Source organism: Streptomyces albofaciens JCM 4342 (assembly GCF_008634025.1).
In the GTDB taxonomy this organism is placed as follows: domain Bacteria; phylum Actinomycetota; class Actinomycetes; order Streptomycetales; family Streptomycetaceae; genus Streptomyces; species Streptomyces albofaciens.
The window spans coordinates 1,006,862-1,033,223 of the sequence record NZ_PDCM01000002.1; the positions used below are offsets into that span (position 1 = coordinate 1,006,862).

Sequence of the window (26,362 nt, forward strand, 5' to 3'; positions counted from 1 at the left end):
TCGCCGTCTCCACGGGTGCGCTGACGGGGACGTCGTCGCGGCCTGCCGGCCGGGCGGCTCACGCCGCGGGCGCACGGTCACCGACCGGCTGCGTATCTGACGCTGGACCCCTCGCAGCGGAGCAGGCTGCGACGCTTGGCCCGTAAGGAGGTAAGGGAAGGCGATGTGACGCACTCCGGTGCTGCCTACGCGCTCTGCGAGAGCGTGGTGCCCGACCTGCTCGGCCGCCGTCGACGGGTGGCTGCCGAGACCGAGGCCGACCGTTGGCCAACGCCTCGCCCAGCGGGCCGCCAGCGCTTCATGGCGCGCTGGTGTCCCGCGCCACCAGTGTGCGGCCTATTGCTGGTTGTCGGATCGTCAACCGGCGGCCCGCTTTCTGCGCCTCATCCCGGTGTGGTGATCCGGACGTGAACTCCCGTGCCTTCGCGCGGAAGCTCTCAGTCCGCTGCGGCACGATTTTCCGCCAGGCTGCGGGGCGGGGCGGCCTCCAGCCGAACCAGCGAGGACTTCCGAGCCGATCACGATCGAGTCACCAGCCTGTCGATGCGGGCGGCGAGATCGGGGTGGGCGGCGGCCAGGTGGGGGCGGGCAGCGGTCAGGGGGGCGATGAGGCAGAAGGGGTCGTCGTGGGCGAGGGCCGCGTGGAGTTCGCCCAGGGGATGGCGGGCGGCCGGGGGAAGGTCGGTGAGGGCGGTGATCTGGCCGGCGAGGCGGCGCAGGTCGGCGGCGTTGGCGCGGGCCCGGGCGGCGGTCGTGCGCGCGGCGGCCCGGGCCTGGCGGGTGGCCGTCACGCGCTGCTCGCCGGTGGTTCCGGCCGGGCCGGGACGGCCGCGCAGATAGCGGCGCTCGGCGGCCTGGCGGCTGGCGACGCCGAGGGGACGGGCGAGGTCCGCCCAACTGGCGCCCGCGTTCCGGGCCGTTTCGATCAGACCGGTCTCCCACCCGGCGAGTTGCTCGCGCACCTGCCGCAGCAACATCAGGGAGGCCAGCGCCTGCTCCGGTCCCGGTCCGGGGTCCTCGGGCGCGTCCGGGGACTCTCGCTGGGCGTCGCGCAGGGCGTCGTCTATGGCGCTGAGAGCCGCCGCGGCGGCGAGAAATGACGCCGGGCTGTGGGCGTTCGTGCTGGTGGCGGACGGCTGGTCGGCTGCGGTCACGGGCACCTCCCTCGGGTTGTCATCGTGATGACGACATCATGTTTGTCATCCATTGGATGACATGTTACAACGGTGTCCGTGAGGCGCATTGGCAGCAACGGCCTGGACTCGCTGGAGGTGTTTTCACGATGTTGATGCGCACTGACCCCTTTCGTGAGCTGGACCGGCTGGAGCAGCAGCTGATGGGCCCGGGCACCTGGTCCCGGCCGTGGGCGCCGCCGATGGACGCCTACCGAGAAGGCGACGAGTTCGTGATGGCCTTCGACCTTCCGGGCGTCACCGCGGACGCGATCGACATCGACGTCGAGCGGAACAGGCTGTCCATCAAGGCCGAGCGGCGGCCGGTGGCGGAGGCCGGCGACGTGCGGACGGAGGTGTCCGAACGGCCGCTGGGCGTCTTCTCCCGCCAGATCGCGCTCGCCGACACCCTCGACACCGAGCGCATCCAGGCCGACTACGACGCGGGCGTGCTCACCCTGCGCATCCCGATCACCGAGCGCGCCAAGCCCCGCAAGATCTCCATCGGTGCCGGATCCGGCCGCAAGGAGGTCTCCGGCTGACATCAGCCGGACGGGTGCGGAGGGCGGGCACCTGATCTCCCCCTCACTCCGCTCTCCGCACCTCCGTGAGCAGTCCGAAGGAAAAGGGGTGGCGGCCGAGATGACTCTGCGATGCGAAGCGTTCCTCGGCCACGTCAAGGAACGCGGCGAATACGACACCTTGAAGGAAGCCGAGCGCGCGGCCCGTGTGGTGCTCGCCCTCCTCGGCGCACATCTGATCGGCGACGTCCGCGCCCAGCTGGCGACGCGCCTGCCCGAGGCGTTCGCCCTGATCCTGCTCAACCCGCTGCAGAGCGCCGAGCCGCTGTCCCCGGAGCGGTTCGTCCGGGCGACCGCCGCGTGGATCGAAGGCGCCACCGAGCAGACCGCGGCCTGGGACGTCAGCGCCGTGCTGTCCACCGTCGCCGACGCCGCCGGCGAGGACCTGCTGCGCCAGATCCTGCTCCAGCTCCCGGACGGCTACGACCTGCTCTTCGGCCGCCCCCAGCCCATCTGACCATCCCGCACGCCGGTGCCCGGACACCGGCCACAACAAGAAAGGCAACCACTTCAGTGCTCTCCGACCAGTGCGCACCGCCCCAGCAGCTGTACGGGACGGCATACGTGCAGATGCTGGAGAAGGTCCGTTACGAGGGCGCCTACCCCACCCGCGAGCGAGCCGACCAAGCCGTCCGCCTGGTTCTCGCCGGACTGGGGCGCCAGCTCACCGGCGACGAACGCGTCGATCTGGCCGCCTGCCTGCCCTGGGAAGCCGCACGCGTGCTGACCGAACAGATCCCCGACCCCCAACCGCTGACCGGCTGGGCCTTCGTCAAAGACCTCGCCGCCCGCACCGGCGCCTCCCTGGCCACCACCCGCTGGGACACCGGCTCCGTCTTCTCCGCCGTCGCCGCCTACGCCGGACCCGACCTGATCACCCGCGTCATCCAGCAGCTACCCACCGGTTACGCCCTGCTCTTCGGCCGCGCCGAACTCACTCCGGCCGCGTAGACGGCGGCGTGCGTGCCCGGGGGGGCCGCGACGCCGCCGCGTCGCGGCCCGCCCTGGATGCTTCCGGCGAAATGCGGCCACACGAAGGGCGCGCCACATCGAAGGCAGGCTGAACCCACTTCCTCCGCTGCTGCTTCCAGGACGAGCACTCGGCGCACGTGCCGTCCGTAGCCGCGCCAGGGACTTCGCCGACCCGGTTCGCGACGCTGAACACCGGCATTGAGGCTGCACGCCAGCGGCTCCGGCAGTTGGTGGAGCCGGACGAGCCGGAGGCGGACCCGGCCGCGACGGCGTCCGCGCTCGCCCTCGCCGCGCTCCGGCCGTGGAGCAGGCCCTGCCGGAAAACAGCAGCAGCACGCCGACCGGGCCGGGCCGAGCCAGACCGAGGAGGCCGGAACCGAGGCGCGGCGGGCGAACCAGACCGAGCAGGGGCGCCGTTGGCGCCGGTATAGCCCGAAGGGCGCGGAGCCGGGGCGCGGGCGCCGATGGTCGGGTGGTGGTGGGGAGCGGGAGGGAAGCCGGTTCCGGGTGGTGGTGAGGTGTTGTTTGGGACCGCGGTGGCCAGGGCGCTCCGCGTGACCCGACGACCCTGTCTTTGATATGGACATGCTCAAATCGTCGGGCTAGCCTCGAACTTGGTCTAGACCGCGTCGGACGTGTGCCTTCCGGTTGTCCCCCGTTGCCTCCGTTGTCTCCGTGGCGCGACCTCGTCACCGTCCGCCCCGGCAGTGCATCGAGGTGCACGTCCGTCCCATCCGTACCCCCGGAACTTGGGAGCCCATCATGCGCAGGAAGCTCACCTCGTTACTCCTCGGGCTCGGCCTCGCCGGAACGGCCCTGCTCGCCACCAGCGGCAGTGCTCAGGGCCACGGCTACACCGACTCGCCCGTCAGCCGCCAGCAGTTGTGCGGCAACGGCACCGTCCGAAACTGCGGACAGATCCAGTGGGAGCCGCCGAGCGTGGAGGGGCCCAAGGGGTTCCCCGCGCGCGGGCCCGCCGACGGGCGCATCTGCGCGGGTGGCATCGGGCGCTTCTCCGAACTGGACGACCCGCGGGGCGGCAACTGGCCGGCCACCAAGCTGACCGCGGGCCAGAGCCACAACTTCACCTGGCGGATCACCGCCCGCCACGCCACCACCGACTTCCGCTACTACATCACCAAGGACGGCTGGGACCCCACCAAGCCGCTGACCAGGGCCGACCTGGACCCGCAGCCCTTCCTCACGGTGCCCTTCGGCGGCCGTCTGCCCGGCTCCACGGTCACCCACGCCGGCGTCCTGCCCCACAAGACCGGCCGGCACCTCATCCTCGGCGTCTGGACCATCGCCGACACCGGCAACGCCTTCTACGCCTGCTCCGACGTGCGCTTCTGACCCGCCCCCGGGCCGGGGTGCACACGGCACCAGCCACCTTCCCGCCCTTCCCGGCCCGGAAGGCGAACGCCAGGACCTGGTCCCGGGCCGGCTGCCGGCCCGGGACCGGCGCGGTACGAGCACGGTGCCGACTGCACCAGGTGTTGGGTGCCTTTGCCCTGCCCAGGGAGTCAAACGTGCTGTTTACCAGCATTTATGATCTTGGGCATGGGACGGATACCGGAAGTGGTGTTGCGGGGGCGAGGCATCGACTTCCGACTGGAGGCGTATGTGGTGCGGGTGGTGCGCGGTCGCACCACTTGGACGGTGCCGCTGGCGGCGATCGACCGCGTCGAGTACACGGGTCGGCGCGTCCTTCTGGAACTGTCCGGCGATGCCACCCAGGACGGCGCTTTCACGCTCATCACGCGCAACGCCACCGCCGCCGATGCCTTCGTCCGGCGGCTGCGTACAGCCCTGACGCGCCTGCCGGCTCCGGGGCAGGGCCCCACCCACGTGGTGAGAGAGACCGTCGGCCGTCGCATTCCGCGGCTGTCGAACCTGCCGACGGGCGCGAAGATCGCCCTGGGTGTCGTCCCCTATCTCGCGTTCTTCTCCGTGGCCGGGGACAAGGGCGCCGAAGCCGGGATCGGCGACCTGGTGGGCTTCATCATGCTCTACGGCCCTGCGGGCTGGCTGATGCTGTACTTCGGCTGGACCGAGGTGGTGCGCGACGCCCTGATCCTGCGACGACGCGGCATCACCGTCCCCGGCCGCATCCGCGACTACACGTGGCGCAGCGCCGGGGAGGACTCGGGAGAGTGGCACCCCGTGTACGAGTTCCGGACCCTGGAGGGCCAGCGCATGGTCGTCACCCAGACGGCCGGCCACGGGCGCAAGGGCGAAAGAGGGCCGGTGGACGTGACCTACGACCCGCTGTCCCCGACCCGCGTCAGGGGACTGCGCGACAAGTGGCTCACCGTGCGCGGCATCGTGCTGACGTTCTTCGGTGTTCTCTCGGTCCTCTTGATGCTCATCCCGCTGTGGCTGTTCATCTCCGCGCTTCTGACGGCCTGACACGGGCCCGGCCCGCTGCCTCGACAACCGTTGGTCCTCTCCTGAGCCACCGCGCAGCCGATCAGGATCACCGTGACCGGCGCACGAGACGCTGCCGCTGTGACAGCAGTTCGGACCGGCGGATCGAGGTCTGCGGCGGCAGTGAGTCCGCGCGGCGGCCCCCGGCCGCCTTCTTCTTCACTACCGTCTTCTTCGCCATGGTCTTCTTGCCGCCGTCCTCCCTCGGCGTGTGGGCGCTTCCATCGGCGTCGGCGAGCGGAGCGGTGGGCTGCGGGGGGGCGTTCGCCGTTACGCCCGGTCATGCTGTACCCTCGGGCGGCCCGGTCGCAGTAGTCAAACTTGAGGAGCTAGCTGCACGTGGTCACCCTTCCCGCTGCACCATCCGCTCCGCCGCCCGCGCTCGCGCGCCGGGCCGCGGTCTTCCTCCCGGCCGATCCGCCCCGTACGGGACGGATCGCGTTCTGGCGGCCGGACGGCGGACCCGTCGACGTCAGCACCCATGCCACCGGAAGCCCCCGGACCACCGAAAGCACCGGGACCGCCGGGCCGCCGGTGCAGTCGCTGACCGTCGCCGTGCCCGTTCCCGGCGCGGGAACCACCACCGGAAGCACGGACCACCGCACGGGCCACAGCACCGACCACCGCACGGACCACGGCATCGAACTCCGTGACGTACCCGCCGTCGTCCTGCCCGTCGCCGCCGCCCTGCCCGTCCTCACCCGCGCCCGTACGGCCGCCGCCGCCGACCCGGCCGCGGCCTTCTGGGGCTCGGCCGCCGTGCTGGCGCTGCAACTGGCCGCCCGTGGGCGGCTGCTGCCCGGAGTGAGCCGTTCCGGTCACGACGCCTGGCGTGTGGGCCCGCTCGACCCGGCCGACACCGAGCGGCTGCGCGAGCTGGCCGCGTCGCTGCCGCCCCAGGCGCACGCCGTACCGCTCCCGGGCACCACCGGTCCCGTACTGCTGCCGGAACCGGAGCGCCTGGTACGGGAGTTCCTGGACGCGGTGGCGGACGGGCTGCCCCGCTCCCCCGCCGCCCCCTTCGTCACCGGCGGGCCGGCCTTCGCCGCGCCGGAGCCGCAGCACATCCCCGAACAGCGCCCGTGGGCGGCGGACGTGGCGGCCGGGCACGACGCGGGCGTACGGATCTCCCTGCGCATCGAAGTCACGGGCCTGTCCGGGCCGGACGGTGACCGGCCCACCGTCCCGGAGAACGTCGGCTTCACCGCCGTCCTCCAACTGCACGACCTCGCCGACCCCGCCCGGGTCGCCGACGCGTCCGAGGCGTGGGCGGGCACCACGCCCGCGGGGCAGGCGTTCGGCCCGCGGGCCCGGATGGACACCCTGCTCACGCTGCGCCGCGCCGCCGCGGCCTGGGCGCCGCTCACGCCCCTGCTGTCCGCCGCCGTACCGGACTCCGTCGGCCTCGCGGACGAGGAGATCGCCGAACTGCTCGGACCGGCGTCCCGCGCGCTGGCCGCGGCCGGTGTGGAGGTGCACTGGCCCACGGATCTGGTACGCGGGCTCAGCACCCGGGCCGTGGTGGGGCCGCCCGATGAGGATGGCGCGCCGTACGGCACAGGAGGAAGCGGGAATCGCACCGATCCGGAACCCGGCTCCGACCGTACGGCGTCCGACACTCCGTCCTTCCTCTCCGCCGACGCGCTGCTCTCCTTCAGCTGGCGCTTCGCCGTCGGCGACCAGGAGGTCAGCAAAGCGGAACTGGACCGGCTGGCGGAGGCGGGGCGGCCGCTCGTACGGCTCCGCGACCGGTGGGTGCTGGTCGATCCGGAGGCGCTGCGCACGGCCCGGGACCGTCAGGACCGCAAGGTGACGCCCATCGACGCGCTCGGCGCGGCCCTGACCGGGACCGCCGAGACCGACGACGGCGCCCGGGTGGAGGTACAGGCGTCCGGCTGGCTGGCCCGCCTCCACTACCGGCTCACCGCGGCGGACACGGCCGGTCCGGCGGTGGCGGACGGGGACGCGGCCGGCCGTACGCATCCGGAACCCCCCGTCGCCCAGCCCCCCGCCCTGGCCGCCACCCTGCGCGACTACCAGTTGCGCGGCCTCGGCTGGCTGCACCGGATGACTTCGCTCGGCCTCGGCGGCTGCCTCGCCGACGACATGGGCCTGGGCAAGACCGTCACCCTCATCGCGCTGCACCTGCACCGGCAGGGCGATCCGGCCGCCGCCGGCCCCACGCTCGTCGTCTGCCCGGCGTCCCTGATGGGCAACTGGCAGCGGGAGATCGAGAAGTTCGCGCCCGGCACACCGGTCCGGCGCTTCCACGCGGACCGGCGCAGCCTCGACGGTCTGGCGGACGGCGAGTTCGTGCTGACCACGTACGGCACGATGCGGCTGGACGCGGCGAAGCTGGCGGGCACCCGGTGGGGACTGGTCGTCGCCGACGAGGCCCAGCATGTGAAGAACCCTTTCTCGGCCACGGCCAGGGCGCTGCGCACCCTCCCGGCGGGCGCCCGGGTGGCGCTCACCGGCACCCCGGTCGAGAACAACCTGTCCGAGCTGTGGGCCGTCCTCGACTGGACCACGCCGGGCCTGCTCGGCCCGCTGGGCCGCTTCCGCAAGCACTACGCCACGGCCGTCGAGGGCGGCGCCGACCCGGCCGCCGCCGACCGGCTGGCCCGGCTGGTCCGGCCCTTCCTGCTGCGCCGCCGCAAGTCGGACCCGGGCATCGCGCCCGAGCTGCCGCCGAAGACGGAGACCGACCGCGCGGTGGCGCTGACCGGCGAGCAGGCCGGGCTGTACGAGGCGGTGGTGCGCGAGGGGCTCGGCGAGATCGCGGCGGCGGACGGTCTGGCGCGGCGCGGCCTGGTGGTCAAGCTGCTGACCTCCCTCAAGCAGATCTGCAACCACCCGGCGCAGTTCCTGAAGGAGGAGCGGCCGCGGATCGCGGGCCGGTCCGGGAAGGTGGAGCTGCTGGACGAGTTGCTGGAGACGATCCTCGCCGAGGACGACGCGGGCGTGCTGGTGTTCACGCAGTACGTACGGATGGCGCGGCTGCTCGAAACGCACCTGGCGGCGCGCGGGGTGCCGACGCAGCTGCTGCACGGAGGCACCCCGGTCGCGCGGCGCGAGGAGATGGTGCGGCGCTTCCAGGGCGGTGACGTACCGGTGTTCCTGCTGTCGCTGAAGGCGGCGGGCACGGGCCTGAACCTGACCAGGGCGTCCCATGTCGTGCACTTCGACCGCTGGTGGAACCCGGCGGTCGAGGCGCAGGCCACCGACCGCGCGTACCGCATCGGCCAGACCCGTCCGGTGCAGGTCCACCGGATGGTCACCGAGGGCACGGTCGAGGACCGGATCGCCGGGATGCTCGCGCGCAAGCAGCGGCTGGCGGACGCGGTGCTCGGCTCCGGCGAGGCCGCCCTGACCGAACTCACCGACGCCGAGCTGGCGGACCTGGTCGCACTGCGAGGGAGCGAGCGATGACCGAGACGAACGGCATGCGGGGGAACCCGGGCCGCCAGGAGGACGCGCACCGGGACGCGCGCCGGCCGGAACCCGCCCGGGAGCGCACCTTCGCCGCTCTGCCGCCGGCCCGCGGCCGTGCGTTCGCGCAGACCTGGTGGGGTCTGGCCTGGCTGAAGGCGCTGGCCGACAGCGCGCTCGACGGCCAGCAGGTCAAGCAGGGCCGCCGGCACGCGCGGGCGGGCGCGGTGGGGGCGGTGTCCGTACGGCCCGGCCGCATCACCGCGGTCGTCCAGGACCGCGACGGTACGCGGCACCGCTGTGACGTGCTGCTCCAGGAGCTGGACGGTGCGGACTGGGACCGGTTCCTGGACCTGGTCGCGGACCGGGCCGGGCACATCGCGGCGCTGCTGGACCACGACATGCCTCCGCACCTGGTGGAGGACGCGACAGCGGCTGGCATCGAACTCCTGCCGGGAATCGGCGACTTGGAGGCGGAGTGCGGCTGCGGGGCATGGGACCACTGTGCTCACACCGCCGCGCTCTGCCATCAGGTGGCGCGCTTGCTGGACGAGGACCCGTTCGTGCTGCTGCTGATGCGCGGACGAGGTGAACGGGAGCTGCTGGACGAGCTTCAGGCCCGTACCGCCTCGCGCGCGCGGGAAGCCGCGGAGGAGTACGCGTCCAGTGGGGAGGCCGCGGAACCGGCGGAAGCCGACGGCATACCGGCGGCGGAGGCGTACGCGGCCCGGGACATCCTGCCGCCGCTGCCCGCGCCTCCGCCCTATGTGGACGAGCCGGGCACCGCGCCCGCCCTCGGTGGCGGAACCGATCCCGCGCCCGGAGTGGAGGTGGCGGCGCTGGAGTTTCTGATCAGCGATACGGCGGCGCGCGCTCAGCGCATGCTCGTCGGCGCGCTGTCTCCCGGCCATGCCGACAGCCCACCGCAGGCGCCGCTGACCTGCGCGCAGGACGCCGTACGCCTGGCTGCGGCCGGTCCGGACCCCCGGATCGCGGCGCGACTGGCGGCCGGTTCCGGACGTACGGCTAAGGGGCTGGCTCTGGCCGTACGGGCGTGGGAGTACGGCGGCGTCAAGGCACTCGCGGTCCTGGAGGAGGAGTGGACGCCGGAGCCGGCAGTCCTGGCGCGCGCCGCGGCCCAGCTCACCGCCGCCTGGGAGGACGAGCCGCCGCCACGCCTGCGCCGCGACCGCAACCGGTGGACCGTGACCGGCGACGACGCCCAGCTCAGGTACGGGCGCGACGGGTGCTGGTGGCCGTACCGGAAGGAGCGCGGACAGTGGGCACCGGCGGGCCCGGCGGCCGAGGATCCGGCCGCCGCGCTCGCGGCGCTGCGCGGCGGGACGGAGGACTCCGCGGGCTCCCCGTGAGAGGGCCGCTGCCCGTGCACCCGTACGGCTGACTCTCCGCGCGGCGCGGCGCTACGCTGCTCGGCGTCAGGGGGCCGGCGCACGGACCGCCGGCCCGGTGTGCGGCCGATCGGAGGGACCGTGCCTGCTGTGAGCCCCTTGGACGTTCTGGAACAGCGGCGCGCCGCCGTCACGGGGCAGGACGCGGACGCCTTCGCCGACCTGTTCGCGCCGGACGGAGTGATCGAACTGCCCTTCGCGGGCCCGGACGTGCCCGACCGCATCGAGGGCCGGGAGGCGATCCGGGCCTTCGCGCGGGCCGCGATGGGCGCGCTGCGCGTCGACACGCTGGTGACGCTCGCGGTGCACCGCACCGAGGACCCGGAGGTCGTCGTCGCGGAGACGCTCAGCAAGGGGGTGGGGCGCGGCGACGCGTTCGAGGGCCGCTCGGTGCAGTTCTTCCGCATTCGGGACGGCCGGATCCTGCTGTTCCGGGACTACACGGGACCGCTGCGCAAGCCGTCCGCCTGACGCGGGCGCGCCGCGGCCGGGTGCGTACCGTACGGTCCGTGCCCGGCTGCGGCGGCTCGGCGGCCTACGCGCCCCAGATGCGGGCGATGAAGAAGGCCGCGACGAGGACGACCACGACGGCGAGCACCAGCAGCGGCCCCTTGGACCAGCCCCGGGTCGGGTTGTGGGTCTCCAGCGGCCCGGCGTCCGGGGTGCTGCCCTCGGCGGGCGGCGTCTCGCCCGGCGGCACGCCGCCGCCCGGCTCCAGGCCGGCGGTGCTCTCCGGTGCCGGGTCCGGGTTCTTCGGTGAATCGTTCATGCTGCCCGGGTGCCCGGGGACGGCGAATTCTCACGCCGGGTGCGGAACGAGCCGGTCGGGTCCGTACCGCCGGGTACGCGACGAGCCGGTCGGGCCCGTACCGCCGGGTCCCTGACAAGTCCGTCGGCCCGTACCGCCGGGTCCCGGCCGGGTCGGTTCCGCCGGACTCCGGACCAGCCCGACGGCCCCGTACCGCCGGGCTGCCGGACCCCGTCCGACGGCACGAATGCGGGCGCTCGGGACAAGGTACGCCCCCGTACGAATACTTCACCGGTCAATCACCCGTATCCGGTCGCGGCGACGGCGCCGCGCGTGGATCGCTGGCGTGATCCCCCACGCCCCTGCCGTGCCACGCAGCGAGGAGGACCCTTGCCCCCGCCCGACGCCGAGCACGTCGGCCGCCGCTCCGCCGCCGGCGCCGAGCACCCCGTCACCGGAACACCGCACCCCCTCCCGTACTACGAGGACCCGTCCCCCGGCAGCGGCTGCCGTCCGCCGCGCGCCTGGACGCCCGCTCCGACGCGCGGCGGACGTCGCTGCACGGGGCGTGGCGCTTCCGGCTCTCGCCCACCGCCCGCGGCGCGGACACCTCCTTCGCCCGGCCCGACTTCGACGACGCGGACTGGGACGACCTGCGCGTACCGGGTCACTTGCGGCACCGGGTGGCGGCGGTCGAATGCGGACGGGACGCGCTGGTGGTACGGACCCGGGTGGCACCGGCCGGCTCCGGGCCGGCCCTGGACGCGGACTACCGGTGGAGCGCGGACGGCGGGCGGCTGCGGCTGGAGGTGTCGGTGCGGCCGTACGGGGACTGGCCTTGCCCGCTGCCCCGGCTCGGCGTCCGGATGGGCCTGTGCGGCAGCCTGGTGACGGCGCGGTGGTACGGCGGCGGGCCGGGCGAGGCGTACCCGGACACCAGGGCGGCGGCGCGGACCGGGCTGTGGACCATGCCGGTGGACGCCTTGCAGACGCCGTACGTGCGTCCGCGGGAGAACGGGGCGCGGATCGGCACCCGGTGGGTGGAGCCGGCCCGCAGCGACGGCTCGGGACTGCGGGTCGAGGGCGAGCCGGCGTTCTGGTTCACCGCGCGCCGCTGGACGGGCGAGCAGCCGGACGCGGCCCGGCACACCACCGACCTGACGCCGGGCGACCGGGTCCGGCTCCACCTCGACCACGCCCAGCACGGCATCGGCAGCCGGTCGTGCGGTCCCGGAGTGCTGCCGGAGTACGAGCTGACGGTGGCGCCGGCCCGGTTCGCCGTCGCCCTGCGGACGATGCGATGAATTTCACGTTTTGGCGGGTATTGACAGGTGTCGTCCTCAGCGGTCTAAACCAATGACAGGATGGAGATGCACCTTTTTCGACACAACTGACCGAGAGGCCCCGTCCTGCCATGGCGCTCGCCATCCTCACCCGCCTTCGTGACCGCTCCGCCCGCAGTGCCCCCGCCCCGGCCCCGATCCCGCGCGGCGCCGGGGCGCTGGACCTGAGCGTCCAGGACCCCGTCGGGCTGCCGATGGCCGGGGCGGGCATATCGGTGCGCAACGCCGAGGGCACCGAGGTCACCCGCGGCCAGACGGACCCCAACGGCATGTTCACCGCCACGCTGGCGCCCGCCGCGTACCACGTGGTGGTCACCTGCGACGGCTTCCGGCCCGAGCGGTTCGACAGCGTGGTCACCGCGGGCGAGCGGACCGCGCCCCGGACGCTGGAACTGGAGCCGGCCCCGGTGCCGTCGCTGCCCGCCCCTGGGCAGTGGCGGCTGGACCCCGACCATTCGTCGATCCGCTTCACCGCCCGGCACATCGGGCTGGCCGAGATCCACGGCCGCTTCAACCACTTCGAGGGCGGCCTGTGGATCGCGCCGGACATGCGGAACTCGCGGGTGGAGGTGACCATCGACGCGGCGAGCATCGACTCGGGCGTCAAGATGCGCGACGACCACCTGCGCTCGGCCGAGTTCCTGGACGTGGCGCGCTTTCCGTACCTCCAGTTCGCCGGGGACCGGTTCGTGCACAAGGGCGGCTCCCGGTGGGCCGTGCAGGGGGTGCTGCACCTGCACGGCGTGAGCCGGTCGGTGCAGCTGGACACCCGCTACCTGGGCATCGGCACCGGGATCGGCGGCGAGACGCGGACGGCGTGCAGCGCGGTGACCGAGCTGCACCGCGAGGACTTCACGCTCGACTGGCGCAAGATGCTCGCCCGGGGCATCGCCGCCATCGGCGCCACGATCCGCGTCGAGCTGGACATCCAGGCCGTACCGGCGGAGTGAGCCGGGCGGGGTGAGAGGCTGGGCGGCATGAGCACCGCTGCCGCCCCTTCGTTCACCGACGCCCTCGCCGCGGGCCCGCTCGTCCTGGACGGCGGGCTCTCCAACCAGCTGGAGTCCGCCGGACACGACCTGAGCGACGCGCTGTGGTCGGCCCGGCTGCTGGCCGAGGACCCGGCCGCCGTGGTCGCGGCGCACCGCGCGTACTACGAGGCGGGAGCGCGCGTGGCGATCACCGCCAGCTACCAGGCGACCTTCGAGGGCTTCGCCGCGCGCGGCGTCGGGGCGGCGGAGGCGGCCGAGCTGCTGCGCCGCAGTGTGGAGCTGGCGCGCGAGGCGGCGCGGCAGGCGATGGCGGCCGGCGCCGCGGGACCCCTGTACGTCGCCGCGTCGGCCGGTCCGTACGGCGCGATGCTCGCCGACGGCTCCGAATACCGGGGCCGCTACGGGCTGTCGGTGGACGGCCTGGAGCGCTTCCACCGCCCGCGCCTGGAGGTGCTGGCGGCCGCCGGGCCCGATGTGCTGGCGCTGGAGACCGTACCGGACGCGGACGAGGCGCGCGCGCTGCTGCGGGCGGTCCGCGGGCTGGGCGTACCGGCCTGGCTGTCCTTCAGCGCGGCCGGGGAGCACACCCGGGCCGGGCAGCCGCTGGCGGATGCCTTCGCGCTCGCCTCGGACGTCCCGGAGGTGATCGCGGTGGGTGTCAACTGCTGCACCCCCGAGGACGCGGACCGGGCCGTGGCCGTGGCGGCCCGCGCGTCCGGCAAGCCGGTGGTCGTCTACCCGAACAGCGGCGAGAGCTGGGACGCGCAGGCACGCGCGTGGTGCGGCACGCCCGCCTTCACCGCGGACCGCGTCGCGTCCTGGACCGCCGCGGGGGCCCGGCTCGTCGGCGGCTGCTGCCGGGTGGGGCCGGACGCGGTGGCCGCGCTGGCCCGGCAATTGGCGGGCTGATCCCCAAAGCCGTACGCCCCTGGACGGCGGCGGGTCGTTACCCGGTCGCAACCGCCGGTGGCGGCGACAGCGGCCCTGGTCGGTGGCAGGATGCAGCCAACTCACCACCGACCGGTAGGTGTTGGCCGCGTCCTGATCCGGAGGACCTGTGTCCGTTCGCGCATCGATGTCCGCCACCGCCGCGCTCGTCGCGGCCACCGCCCTCCTCGCCGCGGGGTGCACGAGCACCAAGGCTCCGGCGGGCTCCAGCGGGAAGTCGGCCTCCGGCATCCAGCTCGTCTCCCCCGGCACCCTCAAGACCTGCACCCACCTGCCGTACGCGCCGTTCCAGGTGAAGAAGGGCGGCAAGATCGTCGGCTTCGACGTGGACCTGGTCGACCTGGTCGCCAAGGAACTGAAGGTGCCGCAGGAGATCGTCAACACGCCCTTCGAAGGCATCGAGACCGGGCAGGACTTCAACATCCGCAAGTGCGACCTGGCCGCCGCGGGCATGACGATCACCGACCGGCGCAAGAAGGTGATGGACTTCTCCGACCCGTACTTCGAGGCCACCCAGGCGCTGATCACCAAGAAGGGGAAGTCCTACAAGAAGGTCGAGGACCTCAAGGGCAGGAAGCTGGGCTACCAGAAGGCGACCACCGGCGCCGAGTACGCCAAGAAGCACGGACAGGGCGTCGACCTGGTGGAGTTCGAGGACCTGGGGCTGCTGCTGACCGCCGTGAAGACGGGGCAGGTGGACGCGGGCATCAACGACAACGGGGTGCTGTTCGACTATGTCAGGCAGAACCCGGACACCGCGGTGACGGCCGAGTTCCACACCGGCGAGCACTACGGGATCGGCGTGCGCAAAGGTGACGACGCGCTGCGCAAGAAGATCAACGAAGTGCTCAAGAAAGCACGCGCGGACGGCAGTTACGACAAGATCTACAAGAAGTGGTTCGGTACCGCGCCCCAGCAGGGCTGACCGCAGCCAGGATGAGGAGCCGCACACCGATGCCCCTGTCCCGACGCAAGCGGGCCCGCCTCGTGCGCGGCGTCCAGTACGCCGTGCTGGCCGCCGCCGTGCTCGTGCTCGCCCTGGTCGCCGACTGGGGAACGCTGCGCCACGCGTTCTTCGACATCGACGTCGCCAAGGCGCTGTTCCCCGACATCATCACGACCGCACTGGTCAACACCGTCAAGTACACCCTGCTCGGCTTCGGGTTCGGGCTGGGGCTCGGACTGGTGCTGGCGCTGATGCGGCTCTCACAGGTGCCGCCGTACCGCTGGCTGGCCATCGTCTACATCGAGTTCTTCCGCGGGGTGCCGGCGCTGCTGGTGTTCATCGCGCTGGGCTTCGGTGTGCCGCTCGCCTTCGAGGTCGCGCTCGACATGAACATCACCGTGATGCTGTCGCTCGGCCTGGTCGGCGCCGCGTACATGGCGGAGACCATCCGGGCCGGCATCCAGGCCGTGCCCAAGGGGCAGACCGAGGCGGCCCGTTCGCTGGGGATGTCGCCGGGCCGCGCGATGCGGTCGATCGTCATCCCGCAGGCGTTCCGGATCGTGCTGCCACCGCTCACCAACGAACTGATCCTGCTCACCAAGGACTCCTCGCTGGTCTATCTGCTGGGCCTGTCGCTCGGCCAGTTCGAGCTGGCCAACTTCGGGCGGGACGCCCTCAACGAACACAAGAGCCTGACGCCGATCCTCATCGCCGGCCTGCTCTACCTCGTCATCACCCTCCCCCTGGGCCACCTGGTCCGGCGGCTGGAGGCCCGTACCGCGAAGGCCAGGTGACCGCCGTGCACACCGACCAGGAGCCGGTGACGGCACGCCGGGCGATCGAGGTCGAGGGGCTGCACAAGTCCTTCGGCGCGCTGGAGGTCCTCAAGGGCATCGACTTCTCGGTGGACCGGGGCGAGGTGGTGTGCGTCATCGGCCCGTCCGGGTCGGGCAAGTCGACGCTGCTGCGCTGCGTGAACCTGCTGGAGGAGCCGACCGCGGGCCGGGTCACCGTGGCGGGCACCGAGGTCACCGACCCGGACGTGGACATCGACCGGGTCCGCCGCCGTATCGGGATGGTCTTCCAGTCCTTCAACCTCTTCCCGCACCTGACCGCGCTGGAGAACCTGACGATCGCGCAGCGGCGGGTGCTGCGCCGCGACCGGGCGGCGGCCGAACGGGTGGCGCGCGCCAATCTCGAACGGGTGGGTCTGAGCGACAAGGAGTCCGCGTATCCGGCGCAGCTCTCGGGCGGCCAGCAGCAGCGGGTGGCCATCGCCCGCGCCCTGTCCATGGAGCCGGAGCTGATGCTCTTCGACGAGCCGACCTCGGCGCTCGACCCGGAGCTGGTCGGCGACGTGCTGGCGGTGATGCGCGGGCTCGCGCAGGAGGGCATGACGATGCTGGTCGTCACGCACGAGATGAGCTTCGCGCGGGAGGTCGCGGACCGGGTGGTGTTCATGGACGGCGGGGTCATCGTCGAGGAAGGCGTGCCGGAGCGGGTGATCGCCGATCCGCAGCACGAGCGGACCCGGACGTTCCTGGCCCGGGTGCTCGATCCGGCGGCCGCCGGGATCAGCGAGGTGGCGGAGCCGGAGACCGGGGAGCAGCAGCCGTAACCCTTCGACGGTTCCGGACCGTGACTCACCGACAGGTTGCACGCCCGGTACGCGGCGGGGCCGGGCGGTTCCCCTCCCGCCGCACGCACCCGACCTGGAGGCACCGCTTGTTCGTCGACCTGCCCCTGGACCAGCTGCGCGCCTACCGGCCCCCGCTGCCCGAGCCCGAAGACTTCGACGCGTTCTGGCGGCGCACGCTGGACGAGACCGCCGCGTACGGCCTGGACGCGTGCTTCACGGAGACCGACGCGGGCCTGGCCCTGCTGCACACCTGCGACGCGGAGTTCTCGGGCTTCGGCGGGCACCGCGTCAAGGGCTGGTTCCTGATGCCGCGCGCGGCGGACGGGCCGCTGCCGTGCGTCGTGCAGTACCTCGGGTACGGCGGCGGCCGCATGCACCCGCACGACTGGCTGCTGTGGCCGGCCGCGGGCTACGCGACGCTGGTCATGGACACCCGGGGTCAGAGCGGCCCGAACCGCCCCGGCGACACGCCCGACCCGGTCGCCGCCGCCAACCCGGGCGTGCCCGGGAAGCTGACCGAGGGGCTGCTCGACCCCGAGGGCTACTACTACCGCCGCGTCTACACCGACGGCGTACGGGCCGTGGCGGCGGCACGCGGGCACGCGGCGGTGGACGCCGGGCGCGTCGTGGTGGCGGGCGGCAGCCAGGGCGGCGCCATCGCGCTGGCCGTGGCCGGGCTGGTGCCGGGGCTCGCGGGCGCGCTGATCGACGTGCCGTTCCTGACCCACATCCGGCGTGCCGTCGAGATCACCGACGAGGGCCCGTACGGCGAGCTGACCCGCTACCTCGCGGGCGCCCGCACCGAGGTGGACGCCGCCCTGCACACGCTCGACCACTTCGACGGCCTGAACTTCGCGGCGCGCGCGAGCGCCCCCGCTCTCTTCGGGACCGCGCTGCGCGACCCGGTCACGCCCGCCTCCACCGGCTTCGCCGCGTACCACCACTACGCGGGCGCGAAGGAGCTGCGGCTGTGGCGGTTCAACGGGCACGAGGGCGGGGGCGGGCACCAGCGGGCGGCGGAGATCCGCTTCCTGCGGGAGCTGTTCGGGTGAGTCCGCCTCGCGCGCCGATGGGCTCCCAGGCGGTCAGCGCGCCCGCAGCAGGTGGTCCATCGCGAGCTGGTCGAGCCGTTCGAAGGCCATTCCGCGGGCGGCGGCCGCTTCCGGGTCGAAGGACTCGTACGCCGTACGGTCCGCGAGCAGGGCGGCGAGCCCGTCACCGGCGGTGGGCCGGGCCAGCTCGTCCAGCCGGGACGCGCGCAGCGCCTCCTGGACGGCCGGGTCGGCGCGGAACGCCGCGGCGCGCTCCTTGAGGATCAGGTATGTGCGCATGCAGCCGGCCGCGGAGTCCCACACGCCGTCCAGGTCCTCGGTGCGCGGCGGCTTGAAGTCGAAGTGCCGCGGGCCGTCGTAGCCCGCGGTCTCCAGCAGGTCCACCAGCCAGAAGGCGGCCCGCAGGTCGCCGGCGCCGAAGCGCAGGTCCTGGTCGTACTTGACGCCGGACTGCCCGTTCAGGTCGATGTGGAAGAGCTTGCCCGCCCACAGGGCCTGCGCGATGCCGTGCGGGACGTTCAGCCCGGCCATCTGCTCGTGGCCGACCTCCGGGTTGACGCCGTACAGCTCCGGCCGTTCCAGCCGCTCGATGAACGCGAGGGCGTGGCCGACGGTCGGCAGCAGGATGTCGCCGCGCGGCTCGTTGGGCTTCGGTTCGATGGCGAACCGCAGGTCGTAGCCCTGTTCGACGACATACTGGCCGAGCAGGTCGAACGCCTCCTTCATCCGGTCCAGGGCCGCGCGCACGTCCTTGGCCGCGCCGGACTCCGCGCCTTCGCGCCCGCCCCACGCCACAAACGTACGGGCGCCCAGCTCGGCCGCCAGGTCGATGTTCCGCAGGGTCTTGCGCAGCGCGTAGCGCCGCACGCCGCGGTCGTTGGCGGTGAAGGCGCCGTCCTTGAAGACCGGATGGGTGAAGAGGTTGGTCGTCGCCATCGGGACGGTCAGCCCGGTGGCGTCCAGCGCCTGGCGGAAGCGCTTGACGGCCGCCTCGCGGGCGACGTCGCCGGACCCGGAGGGGATCAGGTCGTCGTCGTGGAAGGTGACGCCGTACGCGCCCAGGTCCGCCAGCCGGTGGACGGTCTCGACCGGGTCGAGCGGGCGGCGGGTGGCGTCCCCGAACGGGTCGCGGCCCTGCCAGCCGACCGTCCACAGACCGAAACTGAACTTGTCCTCGGGCACGGGCTGGTAGCTCATCGCTGCTCCCTCGGCCGGTTCACCAATTCGTCATGGCGCTTTACAAATTGCGGCGGGCCCAAACTAATATGCGGCAGCACGCCGGGAAAGCCCTCCGACGGGCGTGCTGCCCGGCGACCGGCGAGGCCGCCCCGCGGTCCGGAAGGAGAACGCGATGGGCACACAGGCAGCGGGACCGCTGGTCGTCGGCGTGGACAGTTCCACCCAGTCCGCCAAGGCGCTCGTGGTGGATGCCGCGACCGGCGAGGTCGTCGCCCGCGGGCAGGCGCCGCACGTGGTCGGCGGCGGTACGGGCGCCGGTGGCCCGGACTCCGGCGCGGGTTCCGGCGGCGCGGGTTCCGGCGCGGGCAAGGAGAGCGATCCCGAGCAGTGGTGGCAGGCGCTCGGCGAGGCGCTGCGCCAGTGCGGTGACGCCGCGCGGCAGGCGGCGGCCGTCTCCGTCGGCGGCCAGCAGCACGGCCTGGTCACCCTCGACGCGTCGGGGCGTCCGGTGCGTCCGGCGCTGCTGTGGAACGACGTACGGTCGGCGCCCCAGCAGCGGCGCCTGCTGGCCGAGTTCGGCGGGCCCCGGGCGTGGGCGCGGCGGGTGGGCAGCGTGCCGCTGCCCGCGTTCACCGTGACCAAATGGGCCTGGCTGCGCGAGACCGAGCCCGCGGCGGCCGACGCGACGGCCGCGGTACGGCTGCCGCACGACTACCTCACCGAGCGCCTGACCGGCGAGGCGGTCACCGACCGCGGTGACGCGTCCGGTACGGGCTGGTGGTCACCGGCCGACGAGGCGTACGACGAGGAGATCCTGCGGCACGTCGGCCTGGACCCGAAGGCCCTGCCGCGGGTGGCGCGGCCGGGCGAGGCCGCGGGCACCGTACGGTCCGGTGAACTGCCGCTGCCGAAGGGCGCGTTGGTCGCGGCGGGTACCGGCGACAACATGGCGGCGGCGCTGGGGCTCGGCCTGCGCCCCGGCCGGCCCGTACTGAGCCTGGGCACCTCGGGCACGGTCTACGCGGTGTCCGACCGGCGCCCGCCCGGCGACCCCACGGGCACGGTCGCCGGATTCGCCGACGCGCGCGGCGGCTGGCTGCCGCTGGCCTGCACCCTGAACTGCACGCTGGCCGTGGACCGGGTCGCCGCCCTGCTCGGCCTGGAGCGGGAGGACGTGGAGCCCGGCGGATCGGCGGTGATGCTGCCCTTCCTGGACGGCGAGCGCACACCGGACCTGCCGCACGCGTCCGGGCTGCTGCACGGCCTGCGGCACGACACGACACGCGGTCAGGTACTCCAAGCGGCGTACGACGGAGCGGTTTTCGCGCTGCTCCAGGCGCTGGACCGGATCGTGGACGAGGAACTGCCGGCCGATGTGCCGCTGCTGCTGATCGGCGGCGGGGCGCGCGGCCGGGCCTGGCGGGACACCGTACGCCGGCTTTCGGGGCGCCCTGTGGTGGTGCCCGAGGCCCGCGAACTGGTCGCTCTGGGCGCGGCGGCGCAGGCGGCGGGGCTGCTGCTGGGCGAGGACCCGGCGGCGGTGGCCAGGCGGTGGGGGACGGCCCGCGGTGCCGAATACCCGGCGGTGCCGTGCGACACGGCGGCTCGGGAACGGCTGGCGGAGACGCTCGCTGCGGGAGAAGGGCTGCTGGGGATGTACGGGACCGGTGATGGGCCCGCTGCCGGAGCATGACAGGTTTCGGGCTCCGCCCGCCGCCAGGAGCATGACGGATTCCGGATTCCGCCTGGAGAACGGTGGCCGGAAATCCGGATCCGCAGAACGGATTCGGACGCCGCCGTACCGCCGGCGCGGGAGTTGTGATGGGGTGCCGGGCATGAGCATCTTTGTTCGTGCCCGGTTCGATGTCCGCGACCGCCGGCAGGACGGCATCGAGCGGAGTGCCACCGCGCTGCACGAGGCGGCCGGACCGGAGCCGGTGAGCCCGACCTACCGCTGGTTCACCCTCCCCGAGCCCGGCGCCTACCTGGTACTGGAGGAGTACGCCGACCCCGCCGCACCCGGGGCGGCCCCGGAGAGCTGCACCGGGCTGCTGACGAGCCTGGGAAGGTGTGCCGACATGACGATCGCCGAGATGTACGGGGCGCTCGGGCCCGGGCGGCCGGATGCGGCCGGCTGACGGCCGTTCCGCCCGCCTACCCAGCTCTCCTCACCCGACGTCCCCGGGAGAACCCCGACCCACATGATCGACACGCTCGCCCCGTCCATACCGCCCGTCACAGCTGCCCCGTGACCGCTCCCGGCGCCGACACACAGCACGGCATCCGCCGCCGCAACCTGGCGCGGGTCCTGGGAGCCGTGGCCGCCGACGGGCCCGTGTCGCGGGCGGGTGTCGCGGCACGGGTCGGGCTGACCAGGACGGCCGTCTCCACGCTGGTCGACGCCCTGCTGCGGGCCGGTCTGCTGGTCGAGACGGGTCCGGCGGCGACCGGCGGACGCGGGCGGCCGGGCAGCGGACTGGCCGTCAGCGGCACCGGGCCCGCGGGGATCGGCGCCGAGATCGGTGTGGACCACCTCGCGGTGTGCGCCGTCGACCTGCGCGGGCGGATACGGGCCCGGGTGGCGGCCGATGCCGCCGACGGGAGCGGCGAGCCGGGGCCCGTACTGCGCCGTCTGGCCGGGATGATCACAGAGGTCACGGACCGGATCGCGGCGCTGGACCTGCGGCCCGCCGGACTCACGGTCGCGGTTCCGGGGCTGGTGGCGCGCGGTACGACGACCGTGGTGCACGCTCCCAACCTCGGCTGGCGGAACGTCGATCCGGCTCCGGTGCTCCGTGCCCTGGCCGACGCGCCCGAGCCGCTCACCGTCGAGAACGAGGCCAACCTCGGCGCACTGGCCGAGCTGTGGCTCGGCGGCGGACCGGATGGCGATGGAGCGCCGCCGCCCGGCTTCCTCCACGTCTCGGCGGAGGTGGGCATCGGCGCCGCGGTTGTCGTGGACGGTCAGCTGCTGCGCGGGGTACGGGGTTTCGCGGGCGAGCTGGGGCACGTACCGGTGTATCCCGGTGGGCGGCCGTGCGGCTGCGGTGCGCGGGGATGCCTGGAGCAGTACGCGGGGGAAGCTGCGGTACTACGGGCGGCCGGTCTCGACCCCGGGCGTGCGGCGGCCGGCCACCCCGGTCCGCGGGCGCGCGTCGAACTCCTCGCCCAGCGCGCCGCCGCCGGTGACCGAGCCACCTCGGCCGCCTTGCGGGACGCGGGGGCGGCGCTCGGGATCGCGCTCGCGGGCGCCGTGCAGCTCCTCGACCCGGAGGCGGTGCTGCTCGGCGGGGCGCTGGCGCGGCTGACGCCCTGGCTCCTGCCGTCGCTGGAGGGGGAACTGACGGCCCGTACGGCCCTCGCGCCGCACGCGGGGGCCGCGCCGCGGATACGGGTGGCCGCCGCCCGCCACGGCGCCGACGGGCCGCTGCTCGGCGCGGCGCACACCGCCCTGCGCGCCGTCCTCGACGATCCGCTGGGCCGGCCCTGGTCACCCGCCGTTTCCCGGCAGCTCTCCGGAGAATAACCCGGTCCGTCACCTCGACGCCTTTTCCCGCCGCTGGCCGACGGGTGCGCGACCGGAATCACCCCGGCACACTTTCCAGCAACGGCTTCCATTAAACCTGTCCATCTCCATTATTTTTCATGCCACTCGTTCGAGTGATTGCCCGGATTAAAACGACACGCCTATGTTCAGTGCGACGAGCGGCACGGACCTCGTCTCGCGAACGGCCGTGGCCCCGGCCGCCGTCCTCTTTCCAACCTTCCAAGATTGGTGGCACAGCCGTGACGGTTACGGACGAGACCATTTCCGGCCCCGAGGGCGAAACGCAGAATTCCAGCCTCACGACGGCCGCGGCCCGCAATCTGGCCACGACCACCAAGACCGTGCCGCAGATGCAGGGCGTCTCCTCGCGCTGGCTGCTGCGGCTGCTGCCCTGGGTGCAGGTCTCCGGCGGCACGTACCGCGTCAACCGGCGGCTGACCTACACGGTCGGCGACGGCCGGGTGGACTTCGCCGTCTCCGGCACCGCAGTAACGATCATCCCTGACGAACTGCGCGAACTGCCCGCGCTGCGCGACTTCACCGACACCGCGGTGCTCGGCGCGCTCGGCGAGCGCTTCGTCCAGCGCGAGTACGCGCCGGGCGACGTGATCGCGGCCGCCGGCACGCCCGCCGACCGCCTGGTGCTGATCGCGCACGGCCGGGTGGACCGGATCGGCGCCGGGAAATACGGCGACGAAACGGTCCTGGAGGCACTCGCCGGCGGCGACCACCTCGGCGACGCTCCGCTCACCGACACCGCCGCGTCATGGGAGTACACCTACCGCGCGGTGACGCGGGTGACCGTCATGGAGCTGCCCCGGCAGGACGCGCAGGAGGTCACGGACGGCTCGCGGGAGCTGCGCGACCACCTCGCGACGGCCGGCGCGGGCAGCGCTCCGCCGCGCAACGCCAGCGGCGAGTCGGCCATCGAGGTCGCCTCCGGCCACCACGGCGAGCCGCGGGTGCCCGGCACCTTCGTCGACTACGAGCTGAAACCCCGGGAGTACGAACTCAGCGTGGCGCAGACGGTGCTGCGGGCCCACACCCGGGTCGGCGACCTCTACAGCGACCCGATGAACCAGGTCGAGCAGCAGTTGCGGCTGACCATCGAGGCGCTGCGCGAGCGTCAGGAGCACGAGATGGTCAACAACCGCGGGTTCGGCCTGCTGCACAACGCCGACCTGACGCAGCGCGTCCGTACCCGCAGCGGCCCGCCCACCCCCGACGACCTGGACGAGTTGCTCGCGACGGTGTGGAAGGACCCGACGTTCCTGCTCGCCCACCCGAAGGCGATCGCCGCCTTCGGCCGGCAGTGCAGCGCCCGTGGCCTGTATCCGACGGCGGTCGACTTCATGGGGCATTCGCTGCCCTCCTGGCGCGGGGTCCCGATCTTTCCGTGCAACAAGATTCCGGTCGGCGCGGACGGCACCAGTTCGTTCCTGGTGATGCGTACCGGCGAGGAGAAGCAGGGTGTCGTCGGGCTGCACCAGACGGGAATCCCGGACGAATACGAGCCGGGGCTCTCGGTCCGGTTCATGGGCGTCAACGACCAGGCCATCGCCAACTATCTCGTGAGCGCCTATTACTCCACCGCGATCCTGGTGCCGGACGCGCTGGGAATTCTGGAGGACGTGCAGACCGGCCAATGAACCACCCCCGTTCGAGCCATGGGAATCGGTTGAAGAACCGTTTGCCGAGAAATGACGCTCCCGCGTTTCCCATGGCCGACACCCCGTGAATCCCGGCGCGACCTCCGCGGCCCCGCGCGCGGTCCCCGTGCCCTCCCCGGCCGCGTACCGCGGGACGGTCGCGTCCGTCCCGCGGCCCTGACCGTCCCACGACCCACAGGAACAGGTGAAACCCCCATGACCACATCGGCGGACCCGACGTCCGGACCCGGCGCCACCCCGGACACCGACCCGGCGCGCACCAGCCTGGCGACAGCCGCGGCACGCAATCTGGCCACCACGACCAAGACCGTGCCGCAGATGCAGGGGATCTCCTCCCGCTGGCTGCTGCGCGTGCTGCCGTGGGTGCAGGTCTCCGGCGGCACGTACCGCGTCAACCGGCGCCTGACGCACACCCTCGGAGACGGCCGGGTCGAGTTCACCAGCACCGGTTCCGACGTCCGGGTCATCCCCGCGGAACTGCGGGAACTGCCGCCGCTGCGCGACTTCGACGACCAGGAGGTGCTGGAGGCGCTGGCCGGCCGATTCGTCCAGGAGGAGCACGCGCCCGGTGACGTCCTGGTGGAGCAGGGGCGCCCGGCCGACCGGGTCGTCCTGGTCGCGCACGGCAAGCTGAACCGTATCGGCACCGGCAAGTACGGCGACGAAACGGTCCTCGGCGTCCTCGCGGACGGCGACCACCTGGGCGAAACGGCACTGCTGGCACCGGACGCGGTCTGGGAGCACACGGTCCGGGCGGTCACGCGGGTGACCGTACTGACGCTGCCCCGCGCCGCGTACGAAGAGTTCGCGGACCGCTCCCCCGGCCTGCGCGACCACCTGGAGCGCCACCGCGGTGCCCAGATCCCGCCGCAGAACAAACACGGCGAGGCGGCCATCGACGTGACCTCGGGCCACATCGGCGAGCCCGCGCTGCCGGGCACCTTCGTCGATTACGAAGTGGCGCCGCGGGAGTACGAACTGAGCGTCGCGCAGACCGTGCTGAAGATCCACACCCGGGTCGCCGACCTCTACAACGACCCGATGAACCAGCTGGACCAGCAGCTGCGGCTGACCATCGAGGCGCTGCGCGAGCGCCAGGAGCACGAAATGGTCAACAACCGCGAGTTCGGCCTGCTGCACAACGCCGACCTCAAGCAGCGCATCCACACCCGCAGCGGCCCGCCCACCCCCGACGACCTGGACGACCTCATCTCCCGGCGCCGCAAGACGCAGTTCCTGCTGGCCCACCCGCGCACCATCGCCGCCATCGGCCGCGAGTGGAACGCCCGCGGCATCTACCCCGCCACCACGGAGCTCGGCGGCACCGCCGTGCGCGCCTGGCGCGGCATCCCGCTGCTCCCCTGCAACAAGATCCCCGTCAACCCCGACCAGACCAGCTCGATCATCGCCATGCGCGTCGGCGAGGAGAACCAGGGCGTCGTCGGCCTCCACCAGACCGGCATCCCCGACGAGTACCGCCCCGGCCTCTCCGTCCGCTTCATGGGCATCAACGAACAGGCGGTCATCAACTACCTGGTGAGCGCCTACTACTCGGCAGCCGTACTCGTCCCGGACGCCCTGGGCGTGCTGGAGGACGTGGAGATCGGCCACTAGCCGACGCCGCCGACCGACATCCGCCCGCCGCCCCGCCACCGTGGTGGGGCGGCGGGCGGCGTGCGTCGGTCCCGGCTCGTCTTCAGGCCGTCGACGACCTGACCCGTAAGGCGCGTTGAGCCTGGAAGACCATGTCGCACGGAAGGTGACGGGGTGTCAGGAGAGGGGGGTGGGGCAGGAGACCGCGGTTTCCGGCTCTGTGGTGTGGTGGGTTTCCGCCAGGCCGGGTGAGGCCCCGGGTGTACCGGTGGGCGGACAAGGGTTCATCGGTCCACCGCGCCTCGGCTTCCGGTGCCGCCGCGCTGCGCGGGTGCGGTGGTGTGGGGATGTGGCGGAGGCTGTCACTCACTGTCGCGCGTCCGGTGCTGTCGCTGTAGGCCCGCTCGGCACACCGGACACATGCGTCACAGGCGGAGCGGCGTTGCCGCGTACGGCCTGGGATTTCGCCTTGGCCGGTGGGCGCAACGGCGATGCCGGGTCTGGGTGCTCACCGTCGCTGTCCGTTCAGGGAGGCTCGGTTGCGGAGCGTCCGGCGCGCTTCGGGGGATGGTGTGCCGCGCCCGGTGGTGGCCGTTCCGGTCGGCGGTGCCCGGCATCCGTATTCGGCCGCTTCGCGGAAATCCAGCCGCGACCACGCCATTTGGGGCATGGCCAGAGCTTTTCGGTCGAAAAAACAGGTTCTCCCGGAACC

General features: G+C 73.2%; 23 protein-coding genes and 1 pseudogene. 20 read left to right on the plus strand and 4 right to left on the minus strand.

Going from position 1 to position 26,362, the window contains the following annotated elements; all coding sequences use genetic code 11:
* Positions 1 to 518: 518 nt before the first annotated feature.
* The gene (locus CP973_RS24810) at positions 519 to 1,154 is read right to left on the minus strand and encodes a type III effector protein (protein WP_150245336.1); all 636 of its coding nucleotides are present in this window, start codon (positions 1,152 to 1,154) and stop codon (positions 519 to 521) included.
* Positions 1,155 to 1,282: 128 nt separating this feature from the next.
* Here CP973_RS24810 and CP973_RS24815 point away from each other — a divergent pair, with 128 nt between their 5' ends.
* From CP973_RS24815 to CP973_RS24835, 5 genes are all read left to right on the plus strand, one after another.
* Positions 1,283 to 1,714, plus strand: a complete 432-nt coding sequence (locus tag CP973_RS24815) for an Hsp20/alpha crystallin family protein (RefSeq protein WP_150245340.1) — start codon at positions 1,283 to 1,285, stop codon at positions 1,712 to 1,714.
* Positions 1,715 to 1,814: 100 nt separating this feature from the next.
* On the plus strand, positions 1,815 to 2,210 hold the full coding sequence (locus CP973_RS24820; protein WP_150245343.1) for a DUF2267 domain-containing protein: 396 nt from the start codon (positions 1,815 to 1,817) through the stop codon (positions 2,208 to 2,210).
* Between the two features lie 113 nt (positions 2,211 to 2,323).
* Positions 2,324 to 2,704 (plus strand): DUF2267 domain-containing protein, encoded by a 381-nt coding sequence (locus tag CP973_RS24825; protein WP_425282071.1) that lies wholly within the window; start codon positions 2,324 to 2,326, stop codon positions 2,702 to 2,704.
* Between the two features lie 783 nt (positions 2,705 to 3,487).
* Positions 3,488 to 4,078, plus strand: coding sequence for a lytic polysaccharide monooxygenase auxiliary activity family 9 protein (locus CP973_RS24830; protein WP_150245349.1), 591 nt, complete (start codon positions 3,488 to 3,490; stop codon positions 4,076 to 4,078).
* 207 nt (positions 4,079 to 4,285) lie between these two features.
* Positions 4,286 to 5,134, plus strand: a complete 849-nt coding sequence (locus CP973_RS24835) for a DUF3592 domain-containing protein (protein ID WP_150245352.1) — start codon at positions 4,286 to 4,288, stop codon at positions 5,132 to 5,134.
* Between the two features lie 67 nt (positions 5,135 to 5,201).
* On the opposite strand, the gene CP973_RS41470 is transcribed toward CP973_RS24835, so the two are convergent.
* Positions 5,202 to 5,333 (minus strand): hypothetical protein, encoded by a 132-nt coding sequence (locus tag CP973_RS41470; protein ID WP_280119033.1) that lies wholly within the window; start codon positions 5,331 to 5,333, stop codon positions 5,202 to 5,204.
* 158 nt (positions 5,334 to 5,491) lie between these two features.
* On the opposite strand from CP973_RS41470, the gene CP973_RS24840 reads away from it, so the two are divergent.
* The 3 genes from CP973_RS24840 to CP973_RS24850 all read left to right on the plus strand — a co-directional run bounded on the left by CP973_RS24840 (position 5,492) and on the right by CP973_RS24850 (position 10,464).
* A complete protein-coding gene (locus tag CP973_RS24840; RefSeq protein ID WP_150245355.1) occupies positions 5,492 to 8,584 on the plus strand; it encodes a DEAD/DEAH box helicase in 3,093 nt (1,030 codons plus the stop codon).
* Positions 8,581 to 9,954, plus strand: a complete 1,374-nt coding sequence (locus CP973_RS24845) for an SWIM zinc finger family protein (protein ID WP_150245358.1) — start codon at positions 8,581 to 8,583, stop codon at positions 9,952 to 9,954. The genes CP973_RS24840 and CP973_RS24845 overlap by 4 nt, the downstream gene beginning before the upstream one ends.
* Before the next feature lie 129 nt (positions 9,955 to 10,083).
* The gene (locus CP973_RS24850) at positions 10,084 to 10,464 is read left to right on the plus strand and encodes a nuclear transport factor 2 family protein (protein WP_208853295.1); all 381 of its coding nucleotides are present in this window, start codon (positions 10,084 to 10,086) and stop codon (positions 10,462 to 10,464) included.
* A gap of 64 nt (positions 10,465 to 10,528) precedes the next feature.
* Here CP973_RS24850 and CP973_RS24855 read toward each other — a convergent pair whose 3' ends face one another.
* Positions 10,529 to 10,762 carry a DUF6480 family protein gene (locus CP973_RS24855; protein WP_150245361.1) on the minus strand — a complete coding sequence of 78 codons (234 nt, stop codon included), beginning with the start codon at positions 10,760 to 10,762 and terminating at the stop codon, positions 10,529 to 10,531.
* 611 nt (positions 10,763 to 11,373) lie between these two features.
* Between CP973_RS24855 and CP973_RS24860 the strand changes: the two are divergent.
* The 7 genes and pseudogenes from CP973_RS24860 to CP973_RS24890 form a co-directional block, all read left to right on the plus strand.
* A pseudogene (locus CP973_RS24860) lies at positions 11,374 to 12,045 on the plus strand (beta-galactosidase small subunit-related protein); the annotation flags it as partial.
* 110 nt (positions 12,046 to 12,155) lie between these two features.
* Positions 12,156 to 13,034 carry a YceI family protein gene (locus CP973_RS24865; RefSeq protein WP_150245364.1) on the plus strand — a complete coding sequence of 293 codons (879 nt, stop codon included), beginning with the start codon at positions 12,156 to 12,158 and terminating at the stop codon, positions 13,032 to 13,034.
* A gap of 27 nt (positions 13,035 to 13,061) precedes the next feature.
* Positions 13,062 to 13,985 carry a homocysteine S-methyltransferase gene (mmuM, locus tag CP973_RS24870; RefSeq protein ID WP_150245367.1) on the plus strand — a complete coding sequence of 308 codons (924 nt, stop codon included), beginning with the start codon at positions 13,062 to 13,064 and terminating at the stop codon, positions 13,983 to 13,985.
* 166 nt (positions 13,986 to 14,151) lie between these two features.
* On the plus strand, positions 14,152 to 14,949 hold the full coding sequence (locus tag CP973_RS24875) for a basic amino acid ABC transporter substrate-binding protein (protein WP_150250202.1): 798 nt from the start codon (positions 14,152 to 14,154) through the stop codon (positions 14,947 to 14,949).
* Positions 14,950 to 14,978: 29 nt separating this feature from the next.
* Positions 14,979 to 15,764, plus strand: coding sequence for an amino acid ABC transporter permease (locus CP973_RS24880; protein WP_150245371.1), 786 nt, complete (start codon positions 14,979 to 14,981; stop codon positions 15,762 to 15,764).
* Complete coding sequence (locus CP973_RS24885) at positions 15,761 to 16,588, plus strand: amino acid ABC transporter ATP-binding protein (protein WP_280119034.1); 828 nt, start codon at positions 15,761 to 15,763, stop codon at positions 16,586 to 16,588. Before CP973_RS24880 ends, CP973_RS24885 begins: the two co-directional genes overlap by 4 nt.
* Before the next feature lie 107 nt (positions 16,589 to 16,695).
* Entirely contained in the window at positions 16,696 to 17,661 is a 966-nt protein-coding gene (locus CP973_RS24890; protein ID WP_150245377.1) for an acetylxylan esterase, read from the plus strand.
* Positions 17,662 to 17,694: 33 nt separating this feature from the next.
* Here CP973_RS24890 and xylA read toward each other — a convergent pair whose 3' ends face one another.
* The gene (gene xylA, locus CP973_RS24895) at positions 17,695 to 18,858 is read right to left on the minus strand and encodes a xylose isomerase (protein WP_150245380.1); all 1,164 of its coding nucleotides are present in this window, start codon (positions 18,856 to 18,858) and stop codon (positions 17,695 to 17,697) included.
* A 154-nt stretch (positions 18,859 to 19,012) separates the two neighbouring features.
* On the opposite strand from xylA, the gene xylB reads away from it, so the two are divergent.
* From xylB to CP973_RS24920, 5 genes are all read left to right on the plus strand, one after another.
* The gene (gene xylB, locus CP973_RS24900; protein WP_150245384.1) at positions 19,013 to 20,533 is read left to right on the plus strand and encodes a xylulokinase; all 1,521 of its coding nucleotides are present in this window, start codon (positions 19,013 to 19,015) and stop codon (positions 20,531 to 20,533) included.
* Between the two features lie 142 nt (positions 20,534 to 20,675).
* Positions 20,676 to 20,978, plus strand: coding sequence for a hypothetical protein (locus CP973_RS24905; RefSeq protein ID WP_150245387.1), 303 nt, complete (start codon positions 20,676 to 20,678; stop codon positions 20,976 to 20,978).
* A gap of 110 nt (positions 20,979 to 21,088) precedes the next feature.
* Positions 21,089 to 22,366 (plus strand): ROK family transcriptional regulator, encoded by a 1,278-nt coding sequence (locus tag CP973_RS24910; RefSeq protein ID WP_150245390.1) that lies wholly within the window; start codon positions 21,089 to 21,091, stop codon positions 22,364 to 22,366.
* Positions 22,367 to 22,626: 260 nt separating this feature from the next.
* On the plus strand, positions 22,627 to 24,036 hold the full coding sequence (locus tag CP973_RS24915; protein ID WP_150245393.1) for a family 2B encapsulin nanocompartment shell protein: 1,410 nt from the start codon (positions 22,627 to 22,629) through the stop codon (positions 24,034 to 24,036).
* A 216-nt stretch (positions 24,037 to 24,252) separates the two neighbouring features.
* Positions 24,253 to 25,671 (plus strand): family 2B encapsulin nanocompartment shell protein, encoded by a 1,419-nt coding sequence (locus CP973_RS24920; protein WP_150245396.1) that lies wholly within the window; start codon positions 24,253 to 24,255, stop codon positions 25,669 to 25,671.
* Positions 25,672 to 26,362: the final 691 nt, after the last annotated feature.